The 23170-nt window shown below is 38.9% G+C and carries 20 protein-coding genes; 7 read left to right on the plus strand and 13 right to left on the minus strand.

The genetic code is table 11. The features are described 5' to 3' along the window. Positions 1-24: 24 nt before the first annotated feature. Both ctlX and UABAM_RS05905 read right to left on the minus strand, forming a co-directional pair. Positions 25-963 carry a citrulline utilization hydrolase CtlX gene (ctlX, locus tag UABAM_RS05900; RefSeq protein ID WP_151967076.1) on the minus strand — a complete coding sequence of 313 codons (939 nt, stop codon included), beginning with the start codon at positions 961-963 and terminating at the stop codon, positions 25-27. A 3-nt stretch (positions 964-966) separates the two neighbouring features. Next, positions 967-1248, minus strand: a complete 282-nt coding sequence (locus UABAM_RS05905) for a hypothetical protein (RefSeq protein ID WP_151967077.1) — start codon at positions 1246-1248, stop codon at positions 967-969. A 92-nt stretch (positions 1249-1340) separates the two neighbouring features. On the opposite strand from UABAM_RS05905, the gene UABAM_RS05910 reads away from it, so the two are divergent. Next, positions 1341-1649, plus strand: coding sequence for a carboxypeptidase-like regulatory domain-containing protein (locus UABAM_RS05910; protein WP_151967078.1), 309 nt, complete (start codon positions 1341-1343; stop codon positions 1647-1649). 8 nt (positions 1650-1657) lie between these two features. After that, entirely contained in the window at positions 1658-2329 is a 672-nt protein-coding gene (locus tag UABAM_RS05915) for a CPBP family glutamic-type intramembrane protease (RefSeq protein WP_151967079.1), read from the plus strand. 36 nt (positions 2330-2365) lie between these two features. Here UABAM_RS05915 and UABAM_RS05920 read toward each other — a convergent pair whose 3' ends face one another. From UABAM_RS05920 to UABAM_RS05930, 3 genes are read right to left on the minus strand one after another with little or no spacing between them, the layout of a single operon-like run. Continuing rightward, positions 2366-3346 carry a YndJ family transporter gene (locus UABAM_RS05920; RefSeq protein WP_173013153.1) on the minus strand — a complete coding sequence of 327 codons (981 nt, stop codon included), beginning with the start codon at positions 3344-3346 and terminating at the stop codon, positions 2366-2368. Positions 3347-3354: 8 nt separating this feature from the next. After that, complete coding sequence (locus UABAM_RS05925; protein WP_151967081.1) at positions 3355-4404, minus strand: alcohol dehydrogenase family protein; 1050 nt, start codon at positions 4402-4404, stop codon at positions 3355-3357. 22 nt (positions 4405-4426) lie between these two features. Then, positions 4427-6289 (minus strand): ATP-binding cassette domain-containing protein, encoded by a 1863-nt coding sequence (locus UABAM_RS05930; RefSeq protein ID WP_151967082.1) that lies wholly within the window; start codon positions 6287-6289, stop codon positions 4427-4429. A 235-nt stretch (positions 6290-6524) separates the two neighbouring features. On the opposite strand from UABAM_RS05930, the gene UABAM_RS05935 reads away from it, so the two are divergent. From UABAM_RS05935 to UABAM_RS05950, 4 genes are all read left to right on the plus strand, one after another. Beyond that, positions 6525-6728, plus strand: coding sequence for a YwbE family protein (locus UABAM_RS05935; RefSeq protein WP_151967083.1), 204 nt, complete (start codon positions 6525-6527; stop codon positions 6726-6728). Between the two features lie 166 nt (positions 6729-6894). Continuing rightward, a complete protein-coding gene (locus UABAM_RS05940) occupies positions 6895-8928 on the plus strand; it encodes a PDZ domain-containing protein (RefSeq protein ID WP_151967084.1) in 2034 nt (677 codons plus the stop codon). Between the two features lie 63 nt (positions 8929-8991). Continuing rightward, positions 8992-9783 (plus strand): hypothetical protein, encoded by a 792-nt coding sequence (locus UABAM_RS05945; RefSeq protein WP_151967085.1) that lies wholly within the window; start codon positions 8992-8994, stop codon positions 9781-9783. Between the two features lie 309 nt (positions 9784-10092). Further along, positions 10093-10518 carry a DUF6678 family protein gene (locus UABAM_RS05950; protein WP_151967086.1) on the plus strand — a complete coding sequence of 142 codons (426 nt, stop codon included), beginning with the start codon at positions 10093-10095 and terminating at the stop codon, positions 10516-10518. A gap of 582 nt (positions 10519-11100) precedes the next feature. Here the strand turns inward: UABAM_RS05950 and UABAM_RS05955 are convergent. Continuing rightward, positions 11101-11283 carry a primase-like DNA-binding domain-containing protein gene (locus UABAM_RS05955; RefSeq protein ID WP_151967087.1) on the minus strand — a complete coding sequence of 61 codons (183 nt, stop codon included), beginning with the start codon at positions 11281-11283 and terminating at the stop codon, positions 11101-11103. Between the two features lie 18 nt (positions 11284-11301). Beyond that, complete coding sequence (locus UABAM_RS05960) at positions 11302-12468, minus strand: hypothetical protein (RefSeq protein ID WP_151967088.1); 1167 nt, start codon at positions 12466-12468, stop codon at positions 11302-11304. A 327-nt stretch (positions 12469-12795) separates the two neighbouring features. Between UABAM_RS05960 and UABAM_RS05965 the strand changes: the two genes are divergently transcribed. Then, entirely contained in the window at positions 12796-13530 is a 735-nt protein-coding gene (locus tag UABAM_RS05965) for a transposase (protein ID WP_151967089.1), read from the plus strand. 526 nt (positions 13531-14056) lie between these two features. Here UABAM_RS05965 and UABAM_RS05970 read toward each other — a convergent pair. From UABAM_RS05970 to UABAM_RS05995, 6 genes are all read right to left on the minus strand, one after another. Then, on the minus strand, positions 14057-15337 hold the full coding sequence (locus UABAM_RS05970) for a leucine-rich repeat domain-containing protein (protein WP_173013155.1): 1281 nt from the start codon (positions 15335-15337) through the stop codon (positions 14057-14059). Positions 15338-15408: 71 nt separating this feature from the next. Next, the gene (locus tag UABAM_RS05975; RefSeq protein WP_151967091.1) at positions 15409-16887 is read right to left on the minus strand and encodes a serine/threonine protein kinase; all 1479 of its coding nucleotides are present in this window, start codon (positions 16885-16887) and stop codon (positions 15409-15411) included. A 76-nt stretch (positions 16888-16963) separates the two neighbouring features. After that, positions 16964-18526: an ATP-binding protein gene (locus tag UABAM_RS05980; RefSeq protein WP_173013156.1), complete on the minus strand. Its 1563-nt coding sequence runs from the start codon at positions 18524-18526 to the stop codon at positions 16964-16966. 313 nt (positions 18527-18839) lie between these two features. After that, the gene (locus tag UABAM_RS05985) at positions 18840-20351 is read right to left on the minus strand and encodes a hypothetical protein (protein WP_151967093.1); all 1512 of its coding nucleotides are present in this window, start codon (positions 20349-20351) and stop codon (positions 18840-18842) included. Next, positions 20351-21304 (minus strand): ABC transporter ATP-binding protein, encoded by a 954-nt coding sequence (locus UABAM_RS05990; protein ID WP_151967094.1) that lies wholly within the window; start codon positions 21302-21304, stop codon positions 20351-20353. Before UABAM_RS05990 ends, UABAM_RS05985 begins: the two co-directional genes overlap by 1 nt. Before the next feature lie 3 nt (positions 21305-21307). Further along, the gene (locus UABAM_RS05995; protein ID WP_151967095.1) at positions 21308-23011 is read right to left on the minus strand and encodes a hypothetical protein; all 1704 of its coding nucleotides are present in this window, start codon (positions 23009-23011) and stop codon (positions 21308-21310) included. Positions 23012-23170: the final 159 nt, after the last annotated feature.

Here is a 23170-nt window from a genome sequence, read left to right on the forward strand (position 1 = left end):
TTTACTCTGTTCTGCTTTTTTGTGCTATTCCTCATCTATCCCCGGCAAAAAGTTTTCCGCCATCATACAGCGAACACTTCCTCCCCCATGTAACTCAATGAGTGGTATGGCGATGGGAAGAGGTTTCGCATACTTATTAATTTTCTCTATCTGTTGCGCATCTAAAGAGTCAAAGGCACGGCGCGATATCACCAAAAAATTTTCTTCGTCACCATTGCACACTTCGAGAGCGTTGCCAGCAAAGGAGCGCATTTGCTCGTGACTAATTTCGATGATCTCTCGCGAACTTTCTTCCAAAGAAGAAACGACTTGTACACGCTCCGCATCGTTTTTAATCGATTCACTACACACAATCGCAAATTTATCCCCTACTGACATCATTACGTTCGTGTGATAAACAGGAACGTCATTTTCATCATATGCATGAAAAGTGACTCCACGATATCCCGCTTTGTGGCAAAACATGTTCAAAACATGCGCATTGCTACGACTAGAAACGCACATATAGGCGACGCGTTCTCTGCGATCTAAAACTAAGCTTCCCGTTCCTTCTAAATACTTTCCTTCGTGTTCCATGATACTGAGATTGGTGATTTCGCTATACAAACATCGATATTTTCTTTCAAGGGTATCGAAGATGTCTAGACGACGTTCTTGGCGACGAATCTGCGATTCGAGAGGGTAGACAATCACCAAGCCACTGTCATGTGTCGAAAACCAATTGTTCAAAAACACCGTATCTGGCTTGGGGGGTTGTGGATCATCATCTATTACAATAACTTCGATATTGTTGTTGCGTAAAATTTCCACCATATTATTGAATTCTTCAATAGCTTTTAAACTGATATCCTTGGGGATTGCAACCGATGATTGAAATGCGTTTGACGACGCAGTTTCGCTATTCGCTGAAAAATGGCTTGGTCGCATCATAATAATAGATTGTGCTGTCTGTGGATTACTCATAAATTATTTTCCGATATGGCGCAAAGTCTTGTGTGGTTTTTTTAAAAAACGGTGAAAAGCTTTTTTCGCTTTCCAATCCGCGCTAACAAATAGATAAAAGCAAGTTGCGACGCCAAGGCAAAAGCCAACGACGAGTATAACAAAACCACGCTTGAATCTTGTCCATAGACTCGTTTCGTCAACATCCTTTTTTTTCTGTAAAAAAAACTTTAATAGTGTCAGAATAATGCCTAAAATAGAAGAGATGAGAGCGACTATCTCCGGATCATTGATCGCTAAATACATATAATTTTCCCTAAAAATGAAGGTGCGACCGAATTACTAGTCGCAAAATGAAGCGCTTTTATTTTCGATGAGTCAAAACTAGTAATTTGGGTATGCTATTCTATACAATGGTACCACAAAAACATATATTTATTTTCATCATAGGCGTACTTTTCAGCGTTGCTTGTAGTTATGAGTGCTATATAACAGTTGTGGATAAAAATGGCCATCCTGTTCGCGGTGTTAAAATTACTCATATTGGTAACAATGACCGTGCCACTTTTACCGATAAACAAGGACGTGCACGCGTTCCAGGTCTTTCTCCTCCCAAATCGCGCTATATTCGCGTTGAAAAAAACGGTTACAAAACAGTCGAAATGTACTACCCGCCTTCGGGATATATTGTGCTACAAAAATTGTGAGAGAAAAAATGTTTAAAAACAACGTAACACCACAAAATATTTCAGCTGCCGCTTTTTTTACCTTGCCCTTTATCGTTTTGCTCTTTGCTCTATATTTTGCCAATACGTTTACCGCAAAGCAGATGCAGGAAGCCGATCCGATTATTGTCTTTATTCATAACCTGGGGATACTTTCTATCCCTTTATTTTCTCTTGCTGTTTGTAGTGTTTGGCTTAAAATCGCACCCATAAATAGTGTGCAAATTCGCCGTAATTTTGTGTTGGCTCTTTTCGGAGCTGGTGTTGCAGCGAGTATACTGTTTCTTATTCGCCTAGTGCATGGCGAAACATTACCAGCATTCATCCCTCCGGAAGAAAGTGCGAAACCAGGGTTGCTGTTGGGACTCAGTGCAGGAGTTATTGAAGAAATTGTTTTTCGTTTGGTACTTCTACCGGGGGTATACTTTTTGTTAAAAGGAAAAACTCACAATTACTTAGCATGTATAATTGCTGTTGTTATCACTAGTTTCCTGTTCGCACTTTCTCATGAAATATACGATCCATTTTCTTGGTCGCATTTCATGACGCGTTTTGCCTTACCCGGATGCGTGATGAGTCTGGCTTTTTTTGTCATTGGCCCTGCGTTCATTGTTACTGCGCATTGCACAGCGCATTTGTTTTTGCCGTTATTGTTTGTTTAGATTTGGTTACGGTCATGGTGGCGATTACGGCTACGGCTACTGATTGTTAGATCTTTTGTTTTTTATTTCTATTAGCCATGCACAGAGAGACAGAAATGTAAAGCCAAAAGCGTTGGCAACACCGTGGGTAATGGCCATTGTTGAAATCGAGATCACATGCCAATCGTAGTATTCGCTCATCGCATATGTGGCAGCAAGAGCCATCGTCGCGATCATCGCTAGAAACGCCGTGATAAAAAATATTTTGCTTAGCCATGTCCGACAAGAAAAACCAAAGGCTGTCGTTGCCGAAAAAATAATAATCGCCACTGCTAGTGTACAGGCGGCAACCATTTCCAAAAGCGGTGAGAAAATAATGCCCATGGCCACAAAAACGGGGCAAAAAACCACAACCCAGCCGGTGGTGTAGTAAAGTTTGTGTACAAAACGTTTGTTTTTGTCTACCGCAAAACCACCTAGACCGGCTAAGACAGAAAGTGCGAAACCGGCGTAATGAAAGTGCGCTGCGGTTAGAAGAACAATCGTGGAACGAAAGCCAAAGGTAATTCCCATGTTTGATGATACTAACCACACACCAGCGATGGGGATGTATAGGCATCCCATCAAAACACTTACACCAGGAAGTTGTTGGAATAACGGTTTTTCACGGTCGCAGACTGTGAGAAAGAACACAATCCCGTACACGGCAATAATCAAATTTTGCATCAGCCACGGAAGGGCAAGCATGGCCGAGGTACTTCCGGTGTTCACACACATGGACACCACGGCGCAAATGGCAGCAGGAAAATGAAAAATCATTGCGATACGCTGCAAGATATGTTTTTGGTCTATGGTGATGAGTGATAATGCAATAGGCACAATCACCAAGGGGGCAAATGAAATCGTGTAGCCTATGCCGCCTAAACTAGGCAAAAAAACAAAGGGTTGTAATACACAAACAGTAATAAAAGCTGCCATACCCAAAAGCGCTTGGTATAACCATACTTTGTTGATGGAAAATGAAAATGTGTTCGTCATGTTGTGTCCTAACTGTTTTCCAGAATGACCTTCGTACAATTGTCGCATTTTTTATCGAACATCTCATATGCCTTCTTTCCGTCAGCAAGAGGCAAACGATGTGAAATAATCGATGACAAATCGTACTTTTTGCTCTGCACGACAGGTATAAGTTTGTCCATATAATATCGCGCTGAGCAGCGACCGATTTTATATGTCAAATTTTTATCGTATGCTTCTACGGGAGAAAAAGAGAATGTATTTGCGGTGTGTACACCGGCAACGGAAATAATTCCTCCGGGACGTACAATGTCTACCGCAGTTCTTTCAGCGGCATTGCTTCCCACGACTTCAAGAACAGCATCGACACCGATTCCCTGTGTTTTTTCGAGAATGACCTCTTTGACATCTTGTTGTTGGAAGTTAATGGGGATTGCCCCAAAACGTTGGGCGTGCGCTAAACGCTCGGGCACACAGTCTACGGCGTAGATGGTCTGCGCCCCTAGCTCTCTTGCTCCTAATATCGCTAAGAGTCCAACAGGTCCACACCCCAAAACCGCGTATGCCCCCTCTGGTGAAATTTGCGCCATATCCGCACAAAAATATCCGGTACATAGAATATCTCCCAGAAGAAGAGCCTCCGTCAGAGTGACACCTTCGGGAATTTTGACCAATGTACTATCGGCAAGTGCAACACGCACGTATTCAGCTTGTCCGCCATGAAGTCCCTCACCATTTTCCACCCAACCATACAAACTTCCCGCGACACATCTTGCGGTCAGCCCTTTTTTGCAAAAAAAGCATGCACCACAACTCGTGGTAAATGGACTTGTAACCATGTCACCCACTTTTAAATTGCGTACTTCTTTACCAAGCTCAACGACTTCGCCTACAAATTCGTGTCCCATCACCGTACCGTGATCAAGACCTGTTTCGCGTTCGTGGTACACATGCAAGTCAGAACCACAAATAGCGGTCAATTTTACTTTGACAATCGCGTCCTGAGGAGCGGTAACTTTAGGATCTGCGACCTCTTGGAATTCGATATTTTCTTTTCCACAAAAAGTAAGTGCCTTCACTTTGTTTTCCTCCTGTAGGTAACTATGCCAACTCTTCTAGTTCTTCCCAGCGCGCATAACACTTTTCCAATTCTTCTCCGATTTCTTGTAGTTCTTTCTGCACAGTCGCAATTTCCTCTTTATCCTTTTGATAAAACTGCGGATCACTGCTCTCGGCGTAAAGCTTTTGCTGTCTTTCTTCTAGTTCTTCTATTTTCAGAGGCAGTTGCTCTAGCTCGCGTTTTTCTTTGTGCGATAGCTTTTTCTCGCGTTGTGGTTTACTGTAAGTAACTTGTTTTTTTTCCTTTACTACCTCAGGGCGTTGCATTAACCAGTCGTCGTAACCTCCGGCATATTCATTGATTTCGTCGTTCTCAAAAACAATGCTATTCGTCACAACGTTATTCAAAAACACGCGATCGTGACTTACCAAAAATACCGTTCCGGGGTAATCGATAATCAGTTGTTCTAGCAAATCCAGAGTTTCAATATCGAGATCGTTGGTCGGTTCGTCGAGAACCAAAACATTGGATGGTCGCAAAAACAATTTTGCCAATAGCAGGCGATTTTGTTCTCCTCCCGATAGCGTCCACACCGGATTGTTGGCATCTTTTGTGGAAAAAAGAAAGTCTTGTAGATAACCCATTACGTGTTTTTTGCGCCCATTAATCACCACATGATCATTGCCTTCGCCAATATTTTCGTACACAGACTTTTCTCTGTCGAGTAAGTTGCGCAATTGGTCAAAATAGGCAATTTGCAAATTGGTTCCCAAGTGAACATCGCCTTTCTGCGCCTGTAACTCCCCAAGAAGAATTTTGAGAAGAGTGGTTTTTCCCGTTCCATTTTCCCCAATAATTCCCACCTTATCTCCACGCATAATTGTCAAAGATAAATCGTTTATAATTGGTACATTGCCATAAGAAAAACTTATATTCTGTGCGCGAACAACCAAATTCCCCGACTTTTCCGCATGCTGTGCGCCCATTTTGACGTTGCCCATTTTCTTGCGTCTTTCGCGATACAAGTCGCGCATTTCCTTTAAGCGGCGTACACGCCCTTGGTTGCGCGTTCTTCTGGCGAGAATTCCCTTGCGAATCCACACTTCTTCTTCGGCAAGTCTTTTGTCAAAGAGTTGCTGTTCTTTTTCTTGGGCGCGCAGTAAATCCTCGCGACGTGTGAGAAAAGTTTCGTAGTCACAGTCCCAACTCGTCAACGCTCCTGCGGAGAGTTCAACGATACGCGTGGCAATTTTCTGCAAAAACCTTCGATCGTGAGTGACAAACAAAATCGAAGAAGAGTAGCGCCCAAAAAATTCCTCTAGCCAGCTAATCGAAGGAATATCAAGGTGGTTAGTCGGTTCATCGAGAAGCAAAAGATCTGGTTTTTTCACTAACGCCTTTCCCAAAAGAACACGGCGTTTTTTTCCCGCAGATAAATTTTCAAATTTTTCACTACTGTCGAGCTGCAAATGCGAAATAATCTCCTCGACGTTCTGAATCTGCTCCCATCCACCATTGTCATCGAGTTTTTTCTGCGCATCTTCTAATTTTTGCAACAGCGCATCTGAACTCTCCTCGGCAAGCTTCTGGCTTACCGCGTTGTACTCCACAATCGCTTCACCTAAATCTCCCAAGCCTTGTACGAGAATGTCAAAAACAACCCCACTCATATCTTGAGGAACCTCTTGCCCCAGGTACGCGATCTTTAGACCTTGATTCTTTTGAATCTCTCCCGCCTCAGGAGTAATTTCTCCGCAGAGTAACTTAAGCAGCGTCGACTTCCCTTGTCCATTGCGGCCAATCACCGCCACTTTTTCGTTGTCGTGTATTTGCAGGTGAGCATTTTCCAAAATAGGATGACCACCAAAGCCAAGAGTCACATCTTGCATATTGATGTAGATCATAGTTTTATTTCCATTGTAAACGAACTCTAAAATGCCAAAGGCACAACCAATATTTTTCGCATTATAACAAAAAAAATGATAAATCTTTGCGAATTTGTAAAACTGTCGTTGTTTTGTGTAAATATTGGTAAAATATCCCAAAAGTTAAGCAAATATCTTATAAAGATTCGCAAACCAATGTCGTATGCAAATTATTTTGCAGTTACAATTTCCATTATTTGAAAGTCAAAACAAAATGAGCGATGGTAGAAATAGACAAAATGTTCGTATTGGTCAATGTGTTGAAGTGGTCAAAAAGCGCGACCAACGAACGGGAAACCTCACCGAGGGCATAGTAAAAAAGATATTGACGAACTCCAAATTTCACCCACATGGTATCAAAGTCATGCTGGAATCGGGCGAGGTCGGGCGTATCAAAAATATTCTTGAAGACGAATAAATTTATCATTCACATGGGGAGTAAAATATGAGCACAAAATCACTACGGGAAAATTACCTTGTTATTCTGGGGTTTTGTTGCCAAAATATCAATAGACTTATTTTCAAAATAGTATGTCTACCTCAAATTACAGGCATACTCTACATATACAAGGAAGGAAAACACAGTGAATATTAGTCAACGCTGCTGGTGTTTGGTATTGGTAGTAATGCTATTCTTGCAAGCACAAGAAAAAACAGTACAGCAAGACCAAGCCAACAATCAGGTGGAAATTCGCAAGGTAATGAAAAAAGTTTATCCAGCACTCGTGCGAATTTCGGTGGTGACAGCATTTGTCGCGCAAGGACGCGAACAAAAAGCGTTCACCAGTGGTAGTGGAGCGATTATTTCCCCAGATGGTTATGTTGTTACCAACCACCACGTCGTGGGAGGGGCAAAGAGAATTTGGTGTACACTGTCCAACAAAGAAGAGGTCGAAGCCGATTTAATCGGTACTGATGCGTTGTGTGACATCGCCATTATCAAACTCAAACCATGGACAATGCGCGTTCCCGTACGTTCTTTTGCTCATGCTTCTTGGGGAGATTCCAATGAACTGAAGATTGGGCAAAAAGTATTTGCCATGGGAAGTCCTGGAGCGATTTCACAAACGGTCACTTATGGAATTATTGGTAACCTCAATATGGTAATTCCCAAAGCAATCGGTGGAAGAAATAGCTTTATGCTCGATGGCGAAGCTGTGGGAAGCATTGTAAGATGGATCATCCACGATGCAACCATCTTCGGTGGAAATAGTGGTGGGCCACTTGTTGATCTAGATGGCAAAATTATTGGTATTAACGAAATTGGTATTGCTGGCCTTGGTGGCGCGATACCAGCCAACACAGCCAAACGTGTTGCAGATAGTCTTATCAAAAAAGGTTATGTTGAACGCACATGGATCGGGACTAGGGTACAAACTCTTCTTAAATCAGACCAGCGTTTGTACGGTGTTCTTGTCAGCAACGTTACCAAAGGTTCTCCTGCCGAAGAAGCAGGGATTCAATCAGGTGATATTGTCGTTGAGTTTAACGGTACTAGAATTTCTGGTCGCTACGAAGAGCAAATACCAGTATTTAATGCTTTGGTTTTTGATACTCCTATCGACACAGAAGTACCTGTCACCGTAATGCGTAACGACAAAGAATTAAAGTTAAAGCTTACCACACGTGCACGTGGCAAAGCTAAAGAACTAGATCACGAAGTTCTTTCTTGGGGAATCACTGCGCGAAATCTAACCAAACTCAACACCGTACGTTTACGCCGCGATAGCAAAAAAGGTGTGTTTATATCGAGTGTACGTCCTGGTGGGCCTTGTGGACAAGCAAAACCTTCATTGCGCGTAGGGGATATCATTACCAAAATTAGTGGTATGGAGGTCAATGATTTAAACGCAATGCTAGAGCTAACCAAAAAGCTAACTGCCGAGAAAAAAACAACAACGGTTGTTGTAGAATTCGAGCGCAGAAAAGATCAGTATTTAACAGCTGTACAACTCGGAGAAGAAGACAAAGATAGTTGGGCGCGCGCTAGAAAAGCTTGGTTTCCGGCCAAAGTACAAGTACTTACCACACCTTTGGCGAAAGCTCTGGGTTTAGAAGGCAAAAAAGGTGTGCGTATTACACGTCTTTACCCACAACTGACAGACGGAGATTTCCGTTTGGGGGATATCATCACTCATCTCAATGAGGTGTCTATTGATGCTTCCAATACATCGCATTCAGAAGTTTTCCCCACCATGATTCGCCGTTTTCGCGCACGCAAGAAAGTCGATTTTACGGTGATCCGCGATGGCAAAGAACTTAAGGTCAATTATAAGTTGCCCAAATCACCAAAGCCGAGTGCGGAGATGAAAACTTACGTAAACGAACACTTTGAATTTACTGTGCGCAATATGGCCGTAATGGACAAAATAGCTTTGAATTTGCCACAGGATTACAAAGGTGCTTTACTAAAAGAAGTACGCACCGGTGGGTGGTTGAGTCTGGCACGTATAAGAACCAACGACATACTCCTAAGTATCAACGGCGAAAAAATACAAAACGTCAACGACGTCAAAAAAATTATGGAAAACCTACATAAAGAAAAACCTAGTTCTGTTGTATTTTACGTCTATCGTCGCGGAACACATTTTTACGCAGAAGCGCGGCCAAAATGGTAAAGCAGACCGCTACAGAGTTGAGGTTTAGAAGAATTTAGATATTTTATTTCGAAGGAATTACACATGTATAAATTATTATTACTGTTCGTGATGAGCGGTTTGTTATTCGCACAAGAACAACAAAGTGAAACGCAAGCGACAGAATCCTCTAGCAAAACACAGAAACAAAAGATTCTAGATATTGTTGATGCTCATAAAGATGCCGTTGTTTCCGTGCAATTAGTCGTCAAAATACCATCGATGGGTAATTTTGAACGCAAACTGGAAATACCAGGTACAGTTGTCAATGAACAAGGGTTAGTGATTGTCTCTAATTCGCAGGCAGACCCCATGGTAGCCATGCGTCGTCGTTTCCAACAAGGCGGCCCACAAAACGCCAAAACCGAATTTACAGATATCAAAATTATCTGCAATGACAATACCGAAGTTCCAGCACAAATCGCCATGCAAGACGAAGATTTGGACATTATTTTTATCAAGCCAAAAGAAAATAAACGCAAGTTTGCTTACATTTCACTTGATAAAACCGCAAAGCCACAATTGTTAGACGATGTAGTGGTTATTGCCAAACTAGACGCCTCTACCGGAAGAACACCAATGATTTTCCATACACGTGTTATGGCGATTATCACCAAGCCAAGTACCTACTATGTTATTTTTGGTATTTCCGCTGGTGTTCCGGCATTCGATGAAAATGGAAAATGCTTTGGTCTGCTTCTAAGTCGCATTGGTGGTGGAAATGCAGCAATGACCAACAACAGTAACATTGCTTCAGCAATGGCAATGTTACCGATGATTTTGCCAGCAGAAGACATTCTCGATGTTATCGCAGATTTGGAAGAAGAGGAAGAGTAAACGACGTTTTCGTTGACAAATAGAATAGAAACATTCACGCTCGCAATAGATGGGTGTGAATGTTTTTACATCGCAACATCACCACTTCAAATCGTAATTCAATTCCCAAAATAGACTCAGCTTAGGTTAGCTGTTGTGAACAACAAATAATGCGTCTATATCATAGAGCTTGATAATTTACCAGGAACAATTTTTAAAATCGCATTAAACAGTTTGGCAACACTTATTTTGTGGTCAAAACGTATAAGTAACTTTCACAACTCCGTTGCAAGCAGTTATTGTAGTAGAAATAGAGAAAACACCTATCACATGGATTACTATATTTGTGTTTTAGATATTTTTTATTCTTTTACAGGAGATATGATGGACAGAGATCTTTTAGAAATAGTTAATCAAAGAAAGATTAAATCTGTTATTAGTAAAGAGAAATGGAATAAACTTTGTTTGTCATTTGATAAAATTTCTCCAGAGGTACGGTACAAATCAATTGATGGAAATGAAATTTATGGTTTTAGCAAAGTTTGGTGGCATGAGTTATTTAGTGATTCAGAGACTATCGAATGGATAGATATTAAAACAGTATTAACTGAGTTTCGCGGAAGACTAATTCCCCCAAAAGAAATTGACATAAGTAGAAGTATATTAAAAATTCTTGAAAAATTTAATATTTCTTATACCACTGGAGAAAAATACTTTAGGATTTGGTGTTATATTAGTTCTGAATCAAGCCAATAATTACAACCAAACCTGTTACCAAAATTCTTCTTCAAACAGGAGGACCGGATTTAGAGCTTTTAGATGGCTATGAAAGATGTCCACTAGACCTAAAAACGAATGTAAAAGACGCCAAATACACATATCGGTCATTCTCTCAAGAGAGCAAGCATAGTTCACCTATCGTAGATCTAAATGTTGTAGTTCTAAAAAATGGTGATAGCCTAGAGGATAAACTCCAATGTGGCTACGAATTTATACCCTGTAGACTTGAATACTTGAGTATCAGGTATAGATAGAATGTACCTTGTATACAAAAAAAATAGTATCTAGCCTGTATACGGTGAAGGAGTGAAACGACTGGCCATGCAATAAAAGTTTACACAAACAACTGTTCACCTTCTCTAACCAACCATAAAACCCTGAAAAGGATAATCTTACAAGGTGAACAGTTGTTTTTTTATAAAATCATCTGTTCGATAACTGTTCACTTTGTAACATATGATTGTACAGATACTTGAGGCTCAGTGCACGAAGGCGAACAGTCAAAACCAATTATTTTTGTTTTACGAAATCGTAAGTCCTTGGTATCCACGATAAACTTTACCAGCACTTGTTTTTTCTTTTTTGTGTAAAGCCAAGACGCTTTAGTGCCATACCAAGTTTGTTTGTAGCTAATGAGTAATGGCCATTTTCTTTGCTCCAAGTAACGTATCTTTCGCGAAGTTCTTTTACTGCGAAAAAATTGTTCTCATTCACCTTGCATTCTTCATCGACAAAACCAATAGCTTTACAAGCCTGGCTTTAGTAAGATCTAAGATCATCACCGACAACACTTGACGCTGCTTTAATGAGCTTTTCCATAGCCCCACCAGCAACTATTTTTTTCATTGCATCCACTTGACTCTCGCCCACTTCGTTTTCAATTAGGTCGTATGCCTTATTTAGCAACATCTTATTTGTTTTCGCCAGCCGCACGCATTTATTTGCGGCCATAATCATGTAAGCGCTGACAAATCGGTGTTGAAAAGGTTTGAATTTTGCATCATGATATACGAGAAATCTCTTGGTTCTCTTTCTATCTTGCCCATAGCGAAAATCACGATTTACCCTAATGGTCACTTCTCCTTTTTTACTTATTTTTGCAGAAGATAGTAATTTATCTTTATAATCTCGATACACAAACAGCACTACATCTCTTTTACCACGGCAAGCCGCAGAAATTTTGTAATATTGTTCTCTGTATTTTTTTCCCCAGTCTTGGCTCCATTCAACTGAGATAAGGTTTCTACTAGATAAATCTTTTTCCTTGAATTGTATTTTATCTCCAGATTCCACTAAGCCACCTGAATATGCTCGAAGATTATCTCCAAAAGTAGATGCGGCTACGTCAATAGCTTTTTCTGCGGCTCCGCTACGAATTCCTTTTTTAATTAAGTCAACAACTCCTTTTCCTAACTGTTTTTCAACGATACCAAAAGCAATTTTAGCAGCGGATGAATCGGAACCTTTCTTCATCAATTTGGCGCATTTTTTCGCCATACTGATCACGTAGGCATGAAGGAATCTGTGTTGATAGGGTTGAAAACTTCTATCGTGATAGACTAGAAATCTTCTTGTTTTTTTCCTATTCTGTCCATAGCGAAAAGCATTGGTTACGGTGGCTGTCACTTTCTTTTTCTTTTTGTCGAGTTTCGCAAAAGACATCAGTCTGTCTTTATAGTCTTTGTGGACAAATAGCATCAAGTCGCCTTTTCCTTTGCACGTCGCTGAAACCTTGTAGTATTTTTCTTTATACTTCGTACCAAAGCCCTGGCTCCATTTTATTTCGATTAAATTTTTCTTTGAAAATTGGTTTTTATTAAATACTATTTTATCACCCTTCTCTACTAACTTAGCAAAAGAAACTGAAGTAAGTATAAATAAAACTGACAAAGTTATCAGAGCCTTTTTTACGACTTGGCTGAACATATTTTATCTCCTTAAGATTCAAAAACACAAACTATATTCTATAAAAAATAACAATAGCGAATTACAAAGTCAACATAAATATGCAAAATTTGCACAATATAGTCGACAAAATAGATAAAAAACATTTTACTTATTAATTTATTCGAACCTATATTCACAGCTTAAATATGGTATTTAATTGTTAATGTAAAACTGGTGCCAGACTTCATTAGCAAAGCAGGCAAGTTTAATAAAAAAGGTAGTTTACAGTTTTATGATGTTAGAGAAATAGATTTCTTGTCGTATGAGTATGTAAAATAACAAAATACACAATCGGACATTTTACATATGAAGGAGAAAGAAAAGATGCGGCCAACCAGAATATCTATGATCAATGGCTTGTTTCATGTCACGACAAGATGCGACAATAAAAACTTTTATTTTCGAGAAGATGAAGACTTTACTGAATATCTAAAAATAGTAGAGAGAGCAAGGAAAAAATATGGTTTTAAATTACATGCTTACTGCTTGACAAGTAATCACGTACACTTACTTCTTTCAACGCCAGTAGAAGATAATCTTTCGAAACTAATGCAGTATATAAATGGGATGTATGCAAGAATCTACAATAGAAGACACAAAAGGACAGGACATTTTTGGGGAGAGCGCTTTTATTCAACTATCGTAGAGTCAGAAAATCAGCTCCTAAGCACCATTTTTTATATTGAGTTGAACATGACGAGAAACGGTGTAACTAAACATCCAAAAGAATGGAAATGGAGTAGCTATAACCAACATACAAAGGGTAAAGGACCTATAGAAATTGATTTTCATGAAATCTATATGGCGTTAGGTAATACAGATAAAGAAAGACGTAACAAATATATTACGATGATGAGTGATAGAATCATACAAAAAGGATTATTGGCTAAACAACCACAAGTCACCTATGGCCTAATATTTGGTTCTGAGTCTTTTATCAAGGAGATTATTGGTAATCACACAAATCATAGATATTACACAAATCGTAAACACTTTGCTGTAGATGAAACTACATTTTGTTTACGAAAATTCAAAACTTGATTTCTACTCACAATATGTAAATGAATTCCCCCCTTAGAGAAAGTCTATCTATTTCAAAAAATGTGCACAACTTTGCACACTTTTTTACTTAAGAATTTATCTTTCTTGAGTCAAAATGTCCCATTTTCATCTAAATTCTAGACGTGTTTATCGAATACATTATTGTATTCTACTTTTTTGTTTACCTACCGTTGTGTGAGTCTGGCATTTATTCGTTTATTCGTTATATTTTCGGTGTGAGTCTGGCATTTATTTTCTTTATTTTCCTGGCATTTATTATATTTTCGGTGTGAGTCTGGCATTTATTTTCTTTATTTTCCTGGCATTTATTTTCCATTTATTTTCTTGGCTGTCTTTTGTGAGTCTGGCATTTATTTTGCATTTATTTTCGGTGTGAGTCTGGCATTTAATGTCCTGTATCCCTTTGGGAATAATACTTTCTTAGCGTAATTTCGCAAACTTTCGATAATCGTTTTTGTCAAAACTGGTGCCAGACTTCATTAGCAAAGCAGCCTTTTAAAACTTACTATTTTGATAAACATACAGTGCAATTTGGCAACCAAGACTTTATTTGTTCTAATTGAGTTTTGTCTATTGTATTGCCGGATAAATCTAATCTCGTTAAAGAGGGTATTTTACCTAATTCTTTGGGGAAACGACTTAATTTGTTATTTGACAAGGTCAGCCTTTTTAGAGACGATAATTTTCCTATTTCTTTGGTTAAATACTTCAATTTGTTAGAGGACAAATCCAACTCTGTGAGAGAAAATAACTTTTCCAATTGTGTATCTAATCCTATTTTAGAGAGATGATAATGTCGCTCAAAAGTACCGTCTGTAAACACCGAAAGATCTGATATATTAATTGGAAACGCTTCTAAACGATTAGAAGACAAATTTAGTTTTTTTAAAGAGGATAATTGAGCGAATTCTTGTGGTAAGTAACCCAAGTTATTAAAAGATAAATCTAGTTCCACGAGAGAGGATAACATACCTATATATGGTACGCCTTCTAATTTGGCAGTTCTGAGTTCAAAAAATAGATCATCATCGGAGTCGATAGGAAAAAACGCTAATGAGTTATGAGATAAATTCAACTTTTTTAAAGATGAGAGGCTCGTTATCTCTTTAGGGATTCCACCCAACAAGTTATAAGATAAATCAAGCTTGACTAAAGATGGTGGGAATTTTATCTGTTTTTCGTAATTAAAACCAGAGTTATGAGAAAAATCTAATTCTGTTAAAGATGTCAGTTTAGAAATGCCTTCTAGAGGAAAACGCAGGTGGTTATGAGATAAATTCAATTTTGTTAAAGAAGTAAGTTGCTCGATTTCTTTTGGTAGTCTTGTCAGTCTGCAATTAGATAAATTCAACTCGGTTAAAGAAGTAAGTTGCTCGATTTCTTTTGGCAATCCTGTCCACCGTGTGTTAGATAAGTCTAGCTTGGTTAAAGAAGTAAGCTGCTTGATTTCTTTTGATAGTTTTATATTCCCAGTATTAGATAAGTCCAAATCGGTTAAAGAAGAAAATTTATCAATTTCAGGTAGCACTTCTTCTAATTCCATTAATTTCCATTTTTCGATACTCCAGGCCGCAATAAAGGTAGTTTTCCGCTTGGTATGAACTCTGAAATAGAAGGTATAATCTGAAAGACTGAATGTGTGTAATTGGTAGTTACTTCCATACTTTACTGTAATATCATTTCTGGCGATGAAATATATAACCAAAAATATTAAAGACAAACTAGAAATCAGAATAGTAATAAGTATTGTTAGTTTTTTTATCCAATGTATTTTCTTTTGCGACATAGAATCCACCATATAATTTTAATCCCAAAAATTAATTTCGAAGTGTATTTTAACACTACAAATGATTTCTTTTATCGTTCTTGGAGATAATTCAAAGCGGGTTTTCCTGTCAACTCACTACGTGCCATAGCTCGCTTCAAAGCCGCCATTACTGTTTTATCCATGAAACCTCTTTCGAGAATAATTTCTTCTACACTAACAAATCTTCCAAAGCACCTGTGAGCCTGATAGATTCTAATGGTTTTGTCAAAACGCGTTTGGGTGAGCAGTTCACCTTCTACAGCGGTTTCCAACATTAATTTAGCTTTTTTGATAGACATTTTGTGCTTTACCGTAGCCAAAATGGTTTCTCGCATTTTGTCATCTGTTGGTTGTTGATCCGATAGTCCAATCGCTACCCCTCTAACTCCTTGTTTTTGCCACTTTTTCAATTCTTGTATCTTGTCCTTTGGGTATAAATGATGAGCATTCGCCTCCTCAAGGAAACCTGCATCAATTTGATCTAAGAGTTGTTCCATTTCGATTTTGTCCAAAGAAATTTTTTGCTGAGGAGTAATTTTTTCTTGATCAAGCATAATTTGTCCCAGATTTACGATAGCACCAGCAAGAGCATACTTCTCTTGATAATTTAGGCACTCCTCAATTTCTTCTTGAGTGATCCATCCCTTTTCTATGGCAATTTTCCCAAACCGAACATCAATTTCCGATGGACAAAAACAATGTCGAAATTTTTTGATTGGAATCTTATTCGGAAGGTTAAACGGTCCACGCTTAACTTTTTCAATATCTTCTAGTACCTGTGTAAAGTTTTGATATCGATATTCTCGTTCTTTGTGAGTCATTTTGAAGATGACTTCGCAGGAAGGCCAAAAAATTTGGGGATGATATCTCTGAAGCGTTTCAAGGCTTTGCTCTAGAGATCCGTCCATAAGTTTTTGCAGGTTCAATTTTTCAAAAGGTATCGAGTTGGTAAGCATGTAGTACCACAAAGCCCCTAAACTGTAGACATCACTACGAGTATCCAAATCTTCTTTTTTCTGTTGTTCTGGAGAAAGATAAGGAGCAATCGCAGTTGTGTCTGCTTTCTCTGGGATGGGTAGTCCCAAATCGCCAATTTTTACCCGGGCATTAAGTATGATGTGATTTGGGGTAAGATTTTGATGTATGATCCCATGGCTATTTGCATATTCAAGAGCTGTAGCGATTTGTGTTACAATATCCAGAGACCAACACTCTGTCAGTCGACCTCGATACAGTGTCTGTTTTATGATGCTAGTTCCTTCGACATATTCCATTACATAGCATAGTCGATTTTTATACTCACCAACATCATAAAACTTTATCAAATTTGGATGTTCCAGCTGCATAGCTTGTACAACAGCTTTCCGGAGATTGGCAGAAAATACTCGGTTATTAGAGTGTTCTTCGTGGACAATTTTAATTGCTACCAAGGAGCCTTTTTTTGTATCTTTCCCTTTAAAAATACTGCCAATGCTTCCATCTGCAATTCTTTCATGAATTTCATATTTTCCTAGTATGCGATTATCCATATGTCCACTAACTGTATTGTATTACCATGTACTACGCGCTAACATAAAATGAAGTATTATATGATGACATTTAGCCCTATCGCGGAGTGTAAGTTTTCAAAACTTTTTTCAATTCCTCTAGAGTGATAGGCTTGCTTAAAAAATCATCCATGCCGCTATCTAGCAAGTGACGTTTATTCTCATCAAATGCATCGGCTGTAATCGCGATAATCACAGGGTTTTTGCTCTTGCTTTCGCGAATGCAAATCGTAGCTTCGCGTCCGTCGATTTTTGGCATGTGGATGTCCATGAAAATAATATCATAATCGTTGTCTTCACTATGCTTGATCACCTGCTCACCATCCGCAACAATATCAATTTCATATCCCAGGTGAGAGAAAAAATTGCGTAAAATGAGTTGGTTCACTTTGTTGTCTTCCGCGAGCAAAATTTTACATGGATAGAGTTGGGCAAAATCCGTGCTGTTTTCCTCTTTTTCATCGCCTACATTTTCGCCTTCGTCTGCAATGCATGTTTGTAGCGTAAAGAAAAAAGTCGATCCCACACCAAGTTTGCTTTCAACGCTGATGTCCCCATTCATAAGTTGTGTTAATCTCTTACAGATTGCTAATCCTAAACCCGTTCCAGCATACTCTCGTGTCGAAGAACTATCTAGTTGTACAAAGCTATCGAAAAGCTGTGTCAATCTATCCTGAGGAATACCAATACCTGTATCTTTAACAAAAAACTGCAACTCTACCTGACGCTCTTTCACAAAGTTTACATCAACCCCCACAGTGACACAACCTTTCGCAGTGAATTTTATCGCGTTGTTGATCAAATTCGCCAGAATTTGTTGAACGCGTCGGCAATCGCCAACAACCCAAATATCAATATTGTCATTGAACTCGTAATCGATACGTAGATTTTTTTCACCGGCAGAAATTTCGAAAATATTGACGATTTCCGTAACGCATTTTTTTAGGTGGAACACTTCCCGCTGTAGTTGGAATTTACCTGATTCTATTTTCGATAAATCGAGAATGTCATTCACTAAATAAAGTAAGTGTTTCCCAGCGCTAGAAAGCATTTCGACATACTTCTGTTGAGCTTTGTCGAGCGGTGTTTGTCCAAGGAGTTCAGCAACGCCAATGACCGCATTCATAGGTGTGCGTATTTCATGACTCATTGTGGCTAAAAATTCACTTTTTGCCTTACTTGTTTTGTCAGAAACATTTTTCGCTCTCACCAAATCGTTTTCCAATTTTTTGCGTTGCGTAATATTGCGAATAATGGCAAACACTTCATCATCACCACAAGGAACGATACGCGCTTCGTAGTCTTGCATATTGCTACTGGTCATGGGAACAGGTATTTGATATTCAAATATTTGCAATTTTTTATAGTGGAGCGCTCTTTGAATATAGCTCATGGTTTGTTTTCCCACATTGCCAGGAAAAATCTCGGTGATCTTCTTCCCCATAAAATCATGTAAGTTCATTGCTAGATCATCATGGTCTTCGGTACAGTATAAGAAAGTTCCATCCCGCGATATTTTAATGAGTAGGTCAGGTAGGACGTTCATCAAAGCGATATTGTGGTTTTGTACCTCGCTGCATCGTTCTTCTAGTTGCTCCCTTGAATCTTGGTACCTGCACAACAAATTTCCTAGCAAATACACAAACAAACACGATAAAATGCTGACAAATAAACCCGGTAACTCGTCCAAGTTCTCCGGGATCACTAGAGTGGGGGATGGGTTGGTGTATATCAACGTCAAAGTCTGACGCGTTAGCATCAAAAATACGATTAGTGTGAAAAAAACTAGACACCAATCTTTGATCTTTCGTAGTAACCAAGACGACCATATCAATGCTATAATTCTTAAGAAGATGGATAAAACAAGTATTATACTCATAATCTAAATTTTTGTACTCTTATGAAAATATTTTCAAAGGCGCAAAGTTAGCCGATTAATTTGCAAAGTCTATACGTAAGCGTAAATTGCGCACAAGGTAATTATAAAATGTCATGGCAACGGACATGTGCAAAAATGCGACGATGAGGTTAATGATAACTCCCGTAAATCCGAACCAAAAAATAGCTTGACTTGAGAAAAGCATACCGCTCATTATATGCCAAATAATAAAATATAACACGAAATAATTGCTCGCGCGACGATGATTTTTATAGTAAAAAGAACAAAAGAGAGCACAACAAAATAAGTTCGCCACGTAAGCGACAATCCATACGATGTAAGATAAGGAAAGAATTATCTGACTCAACTTTATCGGCAAAGACAAAAAGACAATCAACGCATATGATATGAGTACTATTAAATAAGCCATGAGAAAAATTTTAGCGCTGCGAAAAGCTCCCCACATTTTTCCTTGGACGATTTGTTCGTTTGTTAGCTGTGTCGTTAACAAAATTTGCCAGCTTTTGCTCTCCATTTCCTTAGAAAAACAGCGAATGGCACTATTTATGAACGTCATTAGAAATAAGAGCATCAGTATCACTAAAAAAGAGGGCATCATCTGCATAAATCGTCTTGGCGAATTATTGGTAAATGACAAAAACAGAAAAAAGGCGATGATCATCACCAAAATCACTTTTTTTACATTTCCGGAAATTCCACCATGTATCATATGAAAATCGCGCCATGCAATGGGATTTCCCTTAATTTTTTGCCCAACAACTTTTCCTTTGCTTTTCTTTTTCGTCGATGGTAGAGCTATTTTTCCCAAAGCCTTGTTTATTTTTACCTCAAATCCCACCTTATTGCGCCACAAATACATAAAGGGTAAAAAACGTACTGCCAGGGCGACTAAAATAGCGGAAAATAGACATTGCCAAAAGAAATTGTAGTAGCAATACGAAAAATCGAGCCCGGCGATGCTGGCCCTTAAGGAATGAAAACACGAAATAGGTAAGTAAAAAAAATAACTTGCGGCGATTTGATAAACAATCATCAATGTTACCGCTGTAGATCCTGAACTTTTGCTATTAAATAACGTCGAACAAAAAATTCCGATGGCGATAGCAATGAGCAGTGTGCTGAGTAGACTGAGTAAGATGCATACAATTTGCTCAAGGGAAACTCCACCTAGACTAATACAGAACAAAAAAATAGGCAATGGCGCAATGGCATTTAAACACGTGATGAATAGTTGTTGGATATATTTTCCAACAACAATGTTGCGATAAGATAGGTGGGTAATTACTAAGATGCCAAGTGTCTTCTTTTCAATTTCTTCGCCGATGGTCATGGCTGCGGAGGCAGAAGCACTCAAGACAAGCAATACGTATGTCGCCCAAGCGATAAAGGATAAAAGATGGACTCCCATCGCTGTATTTGTATGACTTGAGGCGATGGCGACACAAAAAAAGAAAAAGATACAACCCACGAACAAAAACCTGCGCCAATAAAAATACTTCATCGAGGTAATTCTCTTTAAGTCACGTAGAAAAATGACCGTAGGCACTATGAAATACCTCCTTTGGTTAGGCTCATAAACACGTCTTCCAAATTCGCAGAAATTTTTGCCGCTTCTTCTATTTGTATATCATTTTTTACTAAATGCGCAATAATATCGCTACTTTTAATTTGTAGATTGTGATACTCGACAAGTGTGACTTTCTCGCCTTTCAAAGTGGCCTTCACGTCATCGCGCCACGCATGAAGGATATTAATAACCGTTTGAGAATCCTGTGCAGAGGTAATTTGGATACGACTGAGGTCCCCTTCGACGGTTGTTGCCGCATCACTAACAGTACCATTGTAAATTTTTTTGCCGTTTTCAATAATAACGACAAAGTCGCATAAGTTTTTTAACTCGGCCAAAATGTGCGATGAAATAAATATCGTTTTTCCCATACGCCGTAACTCGCGCAACAATTCCATCAACTCCATACGTGCTCTAGGGTCTAAGCCAGAAGCAGGCTCATCGAGGAGTAAAAGCTTGGGATCGTGGACGAGTGCTCTTCCAAGAGAAAGACGTTGCTGCATTCCCCTTGACAGTTCATTGATCAGTGAATGTTTTTTCGCAGTTAGGTCGAGAAGTGTTAGAATATCGTCTACCAGTTTTCCTCTGCGATGTGCCGCAATGCGATACGCTGCGGCAAAAAAATCTAGATATTCGTATACTTCCATATCGTCATATAAACCAAAGTAGTCTGGCATAAATCCCAATTGATGGCGTATTTTTGTTGCGGATGTGCTGGTGTCGAGATCAAAGATTTTTACACTGCCTAGGTCCGGTTTTAACAGAGTACACAGTATACGCAGTGTTGTGGTTTTTCCTGCGCCGTTTGGTCCAATAAATCCAGTAATAGATCCCTCTGGTACCTGAAAGCTAAGATTATTTACCGCTATCTTATTGCCAAATGCTTTGCGTAGATTTTTTACATCTATGGCCATTTTTTTTTCTTCAGACATTTCTCACCTCAATGCAGGTACAACATAACGTAGTACACTTTGTTCATTACGAATCGGATCCTCTCCTACGATCTGAACGTGATTGTCAGTATCGCAAAACAAAACGACAGCCATACCATTTTTTAAATTTCGCGTTACGTCTAACATTTTTTCCACATCTTTTATATTTACTTTGTACTGGTAAAAACTACTCTTTAAAGGAGACGAATAACCCAGAAGTAGCTTTTTTGCCTCGCTGTTTGAATTTCGACTAACAGCATCGACATACCAAGTTTCCCCAACAGTTAGTACTCTCTTCAGTTCTCCATCCATCATAATATACCCATCTGTAACGTGGAAACCTTGTGGTATGTTTATGTCAAAGCGTTTATTTGCATCAAAAGCTATTTTTTGGGTGCGCATCGGATAGGTTTTTTGCCAAACGCCAATGTAATTTTTTGATGAATAGATGGGAATACGGCTAACAAGGCGATTATTTTCTTGGTCAAAAGTTTCTTCATCATAAGTAAAATCGCTATTTAAAGGTAAAAAATAACCATTTTGTGAGGTATTTCGTAATGTATAGTTGGCATTGCGCGTCGAGTACACGCCAAAAACTGTCGAACCAATTGCTTCGCCATTATCATAAACATCAATGTAATTTAAACAATGAATTTTCATCGGACCTGATTTGAGAACATAGCCCTTTATATACGCAAAGAACGAAAATAACACGATAGAAAAAATGTAAATCCACCATGTTAGCATGCGGTTTTTAAATTTTTTGGTGATGAAATAGTCCACAGGACCAATGCAAATTAGATAAGCGATTAGTAGCAAAATCATCCATGCAAATTGAATTTCGCCGCTGAGTTCTCTACTCATATACCTTTGTAAATCAGAGTGATATGCCTCACGATAAACAGACTCGCTGTACTGCAAGGTTTTCTTAACAAAGGTTGTGTTACTATGCAGTTTTTGTATATACGGATGATCTTTACTCTGGGAAAAACATACAACGCGTCCACAGTTAAGTGTTGTTACGGCAGGTAAAAGGGAATCCGATGAAAATTCCACTTGAAGAAAAGGAAGTCGACGTTGAATCAGAGCTTCTAATCCAGACGTTCCCACAAAAATGAGACTACCACCGTGAGAGATCCATTTCTGTAAGATAGCAGTCTGTTCTTCATCAACTTCAAAATTTTGTGGTTCAGCAACAAACATCACCGCAACATTACTTAGGGCAATAGGTGTTCGAGGGAATGCGATAAGGGGTGTATTGGCTACGGCATAATACGTTTCATCATAGTACTTATTTTTTTTTATATCTTTTTTCCAATTAATCCATATAGGATGATTGCTTAATCTTGCTTGAAAACTTTGTTCATGGGTAAAAACTTGTCCGTCTGCAACTAAAGAAGCGCTAATCACCGTACGAGAGTTTGATAACAATACATAAAACGTAAAAACTTTATTAGATTTTCCCGGAAGAACAACCTCTCGGTGATACGAACGACCACTTGCTGCAGAGAATAGACCCCCTCGGGACAAACGAAGTTCTCCTTTGATGAGTTTCAGGCCTTCATTTTTCACTGTGACAATCACGGGTTCAAAAGAAGCGCTGTTCGGCAATGTATTACCATAACCGCTCATGATAGACATCTTGATATCTTCACCAAAAGTGAGGCAACTAAGAAAAGCAATGCACACACCAATAAATATTTTCATCAAAACTCTCCTGGCTTTATCAACAGTAGGGGTAAAATGCAAAAAAGGGCGCTAAAATAAGCACCCCTATCTACGTGCCATGAGTTATGTTATCTATAACAATTTGTCTACAAAAACTTTTATAAACAGACTGATACAGACAATATACTAGGACGCCAC

It is taken from the genome of Candidatus Uabimicrobium amorphum (genome assembly GCF_009002475.1).
Lineage (GTDB): Bacteria > Planctomycetota > Uabimicrobiia > Uabimicrobiales > Uabimicrobiaceae > Uabimicrobium > Uabimicrobium amorphum.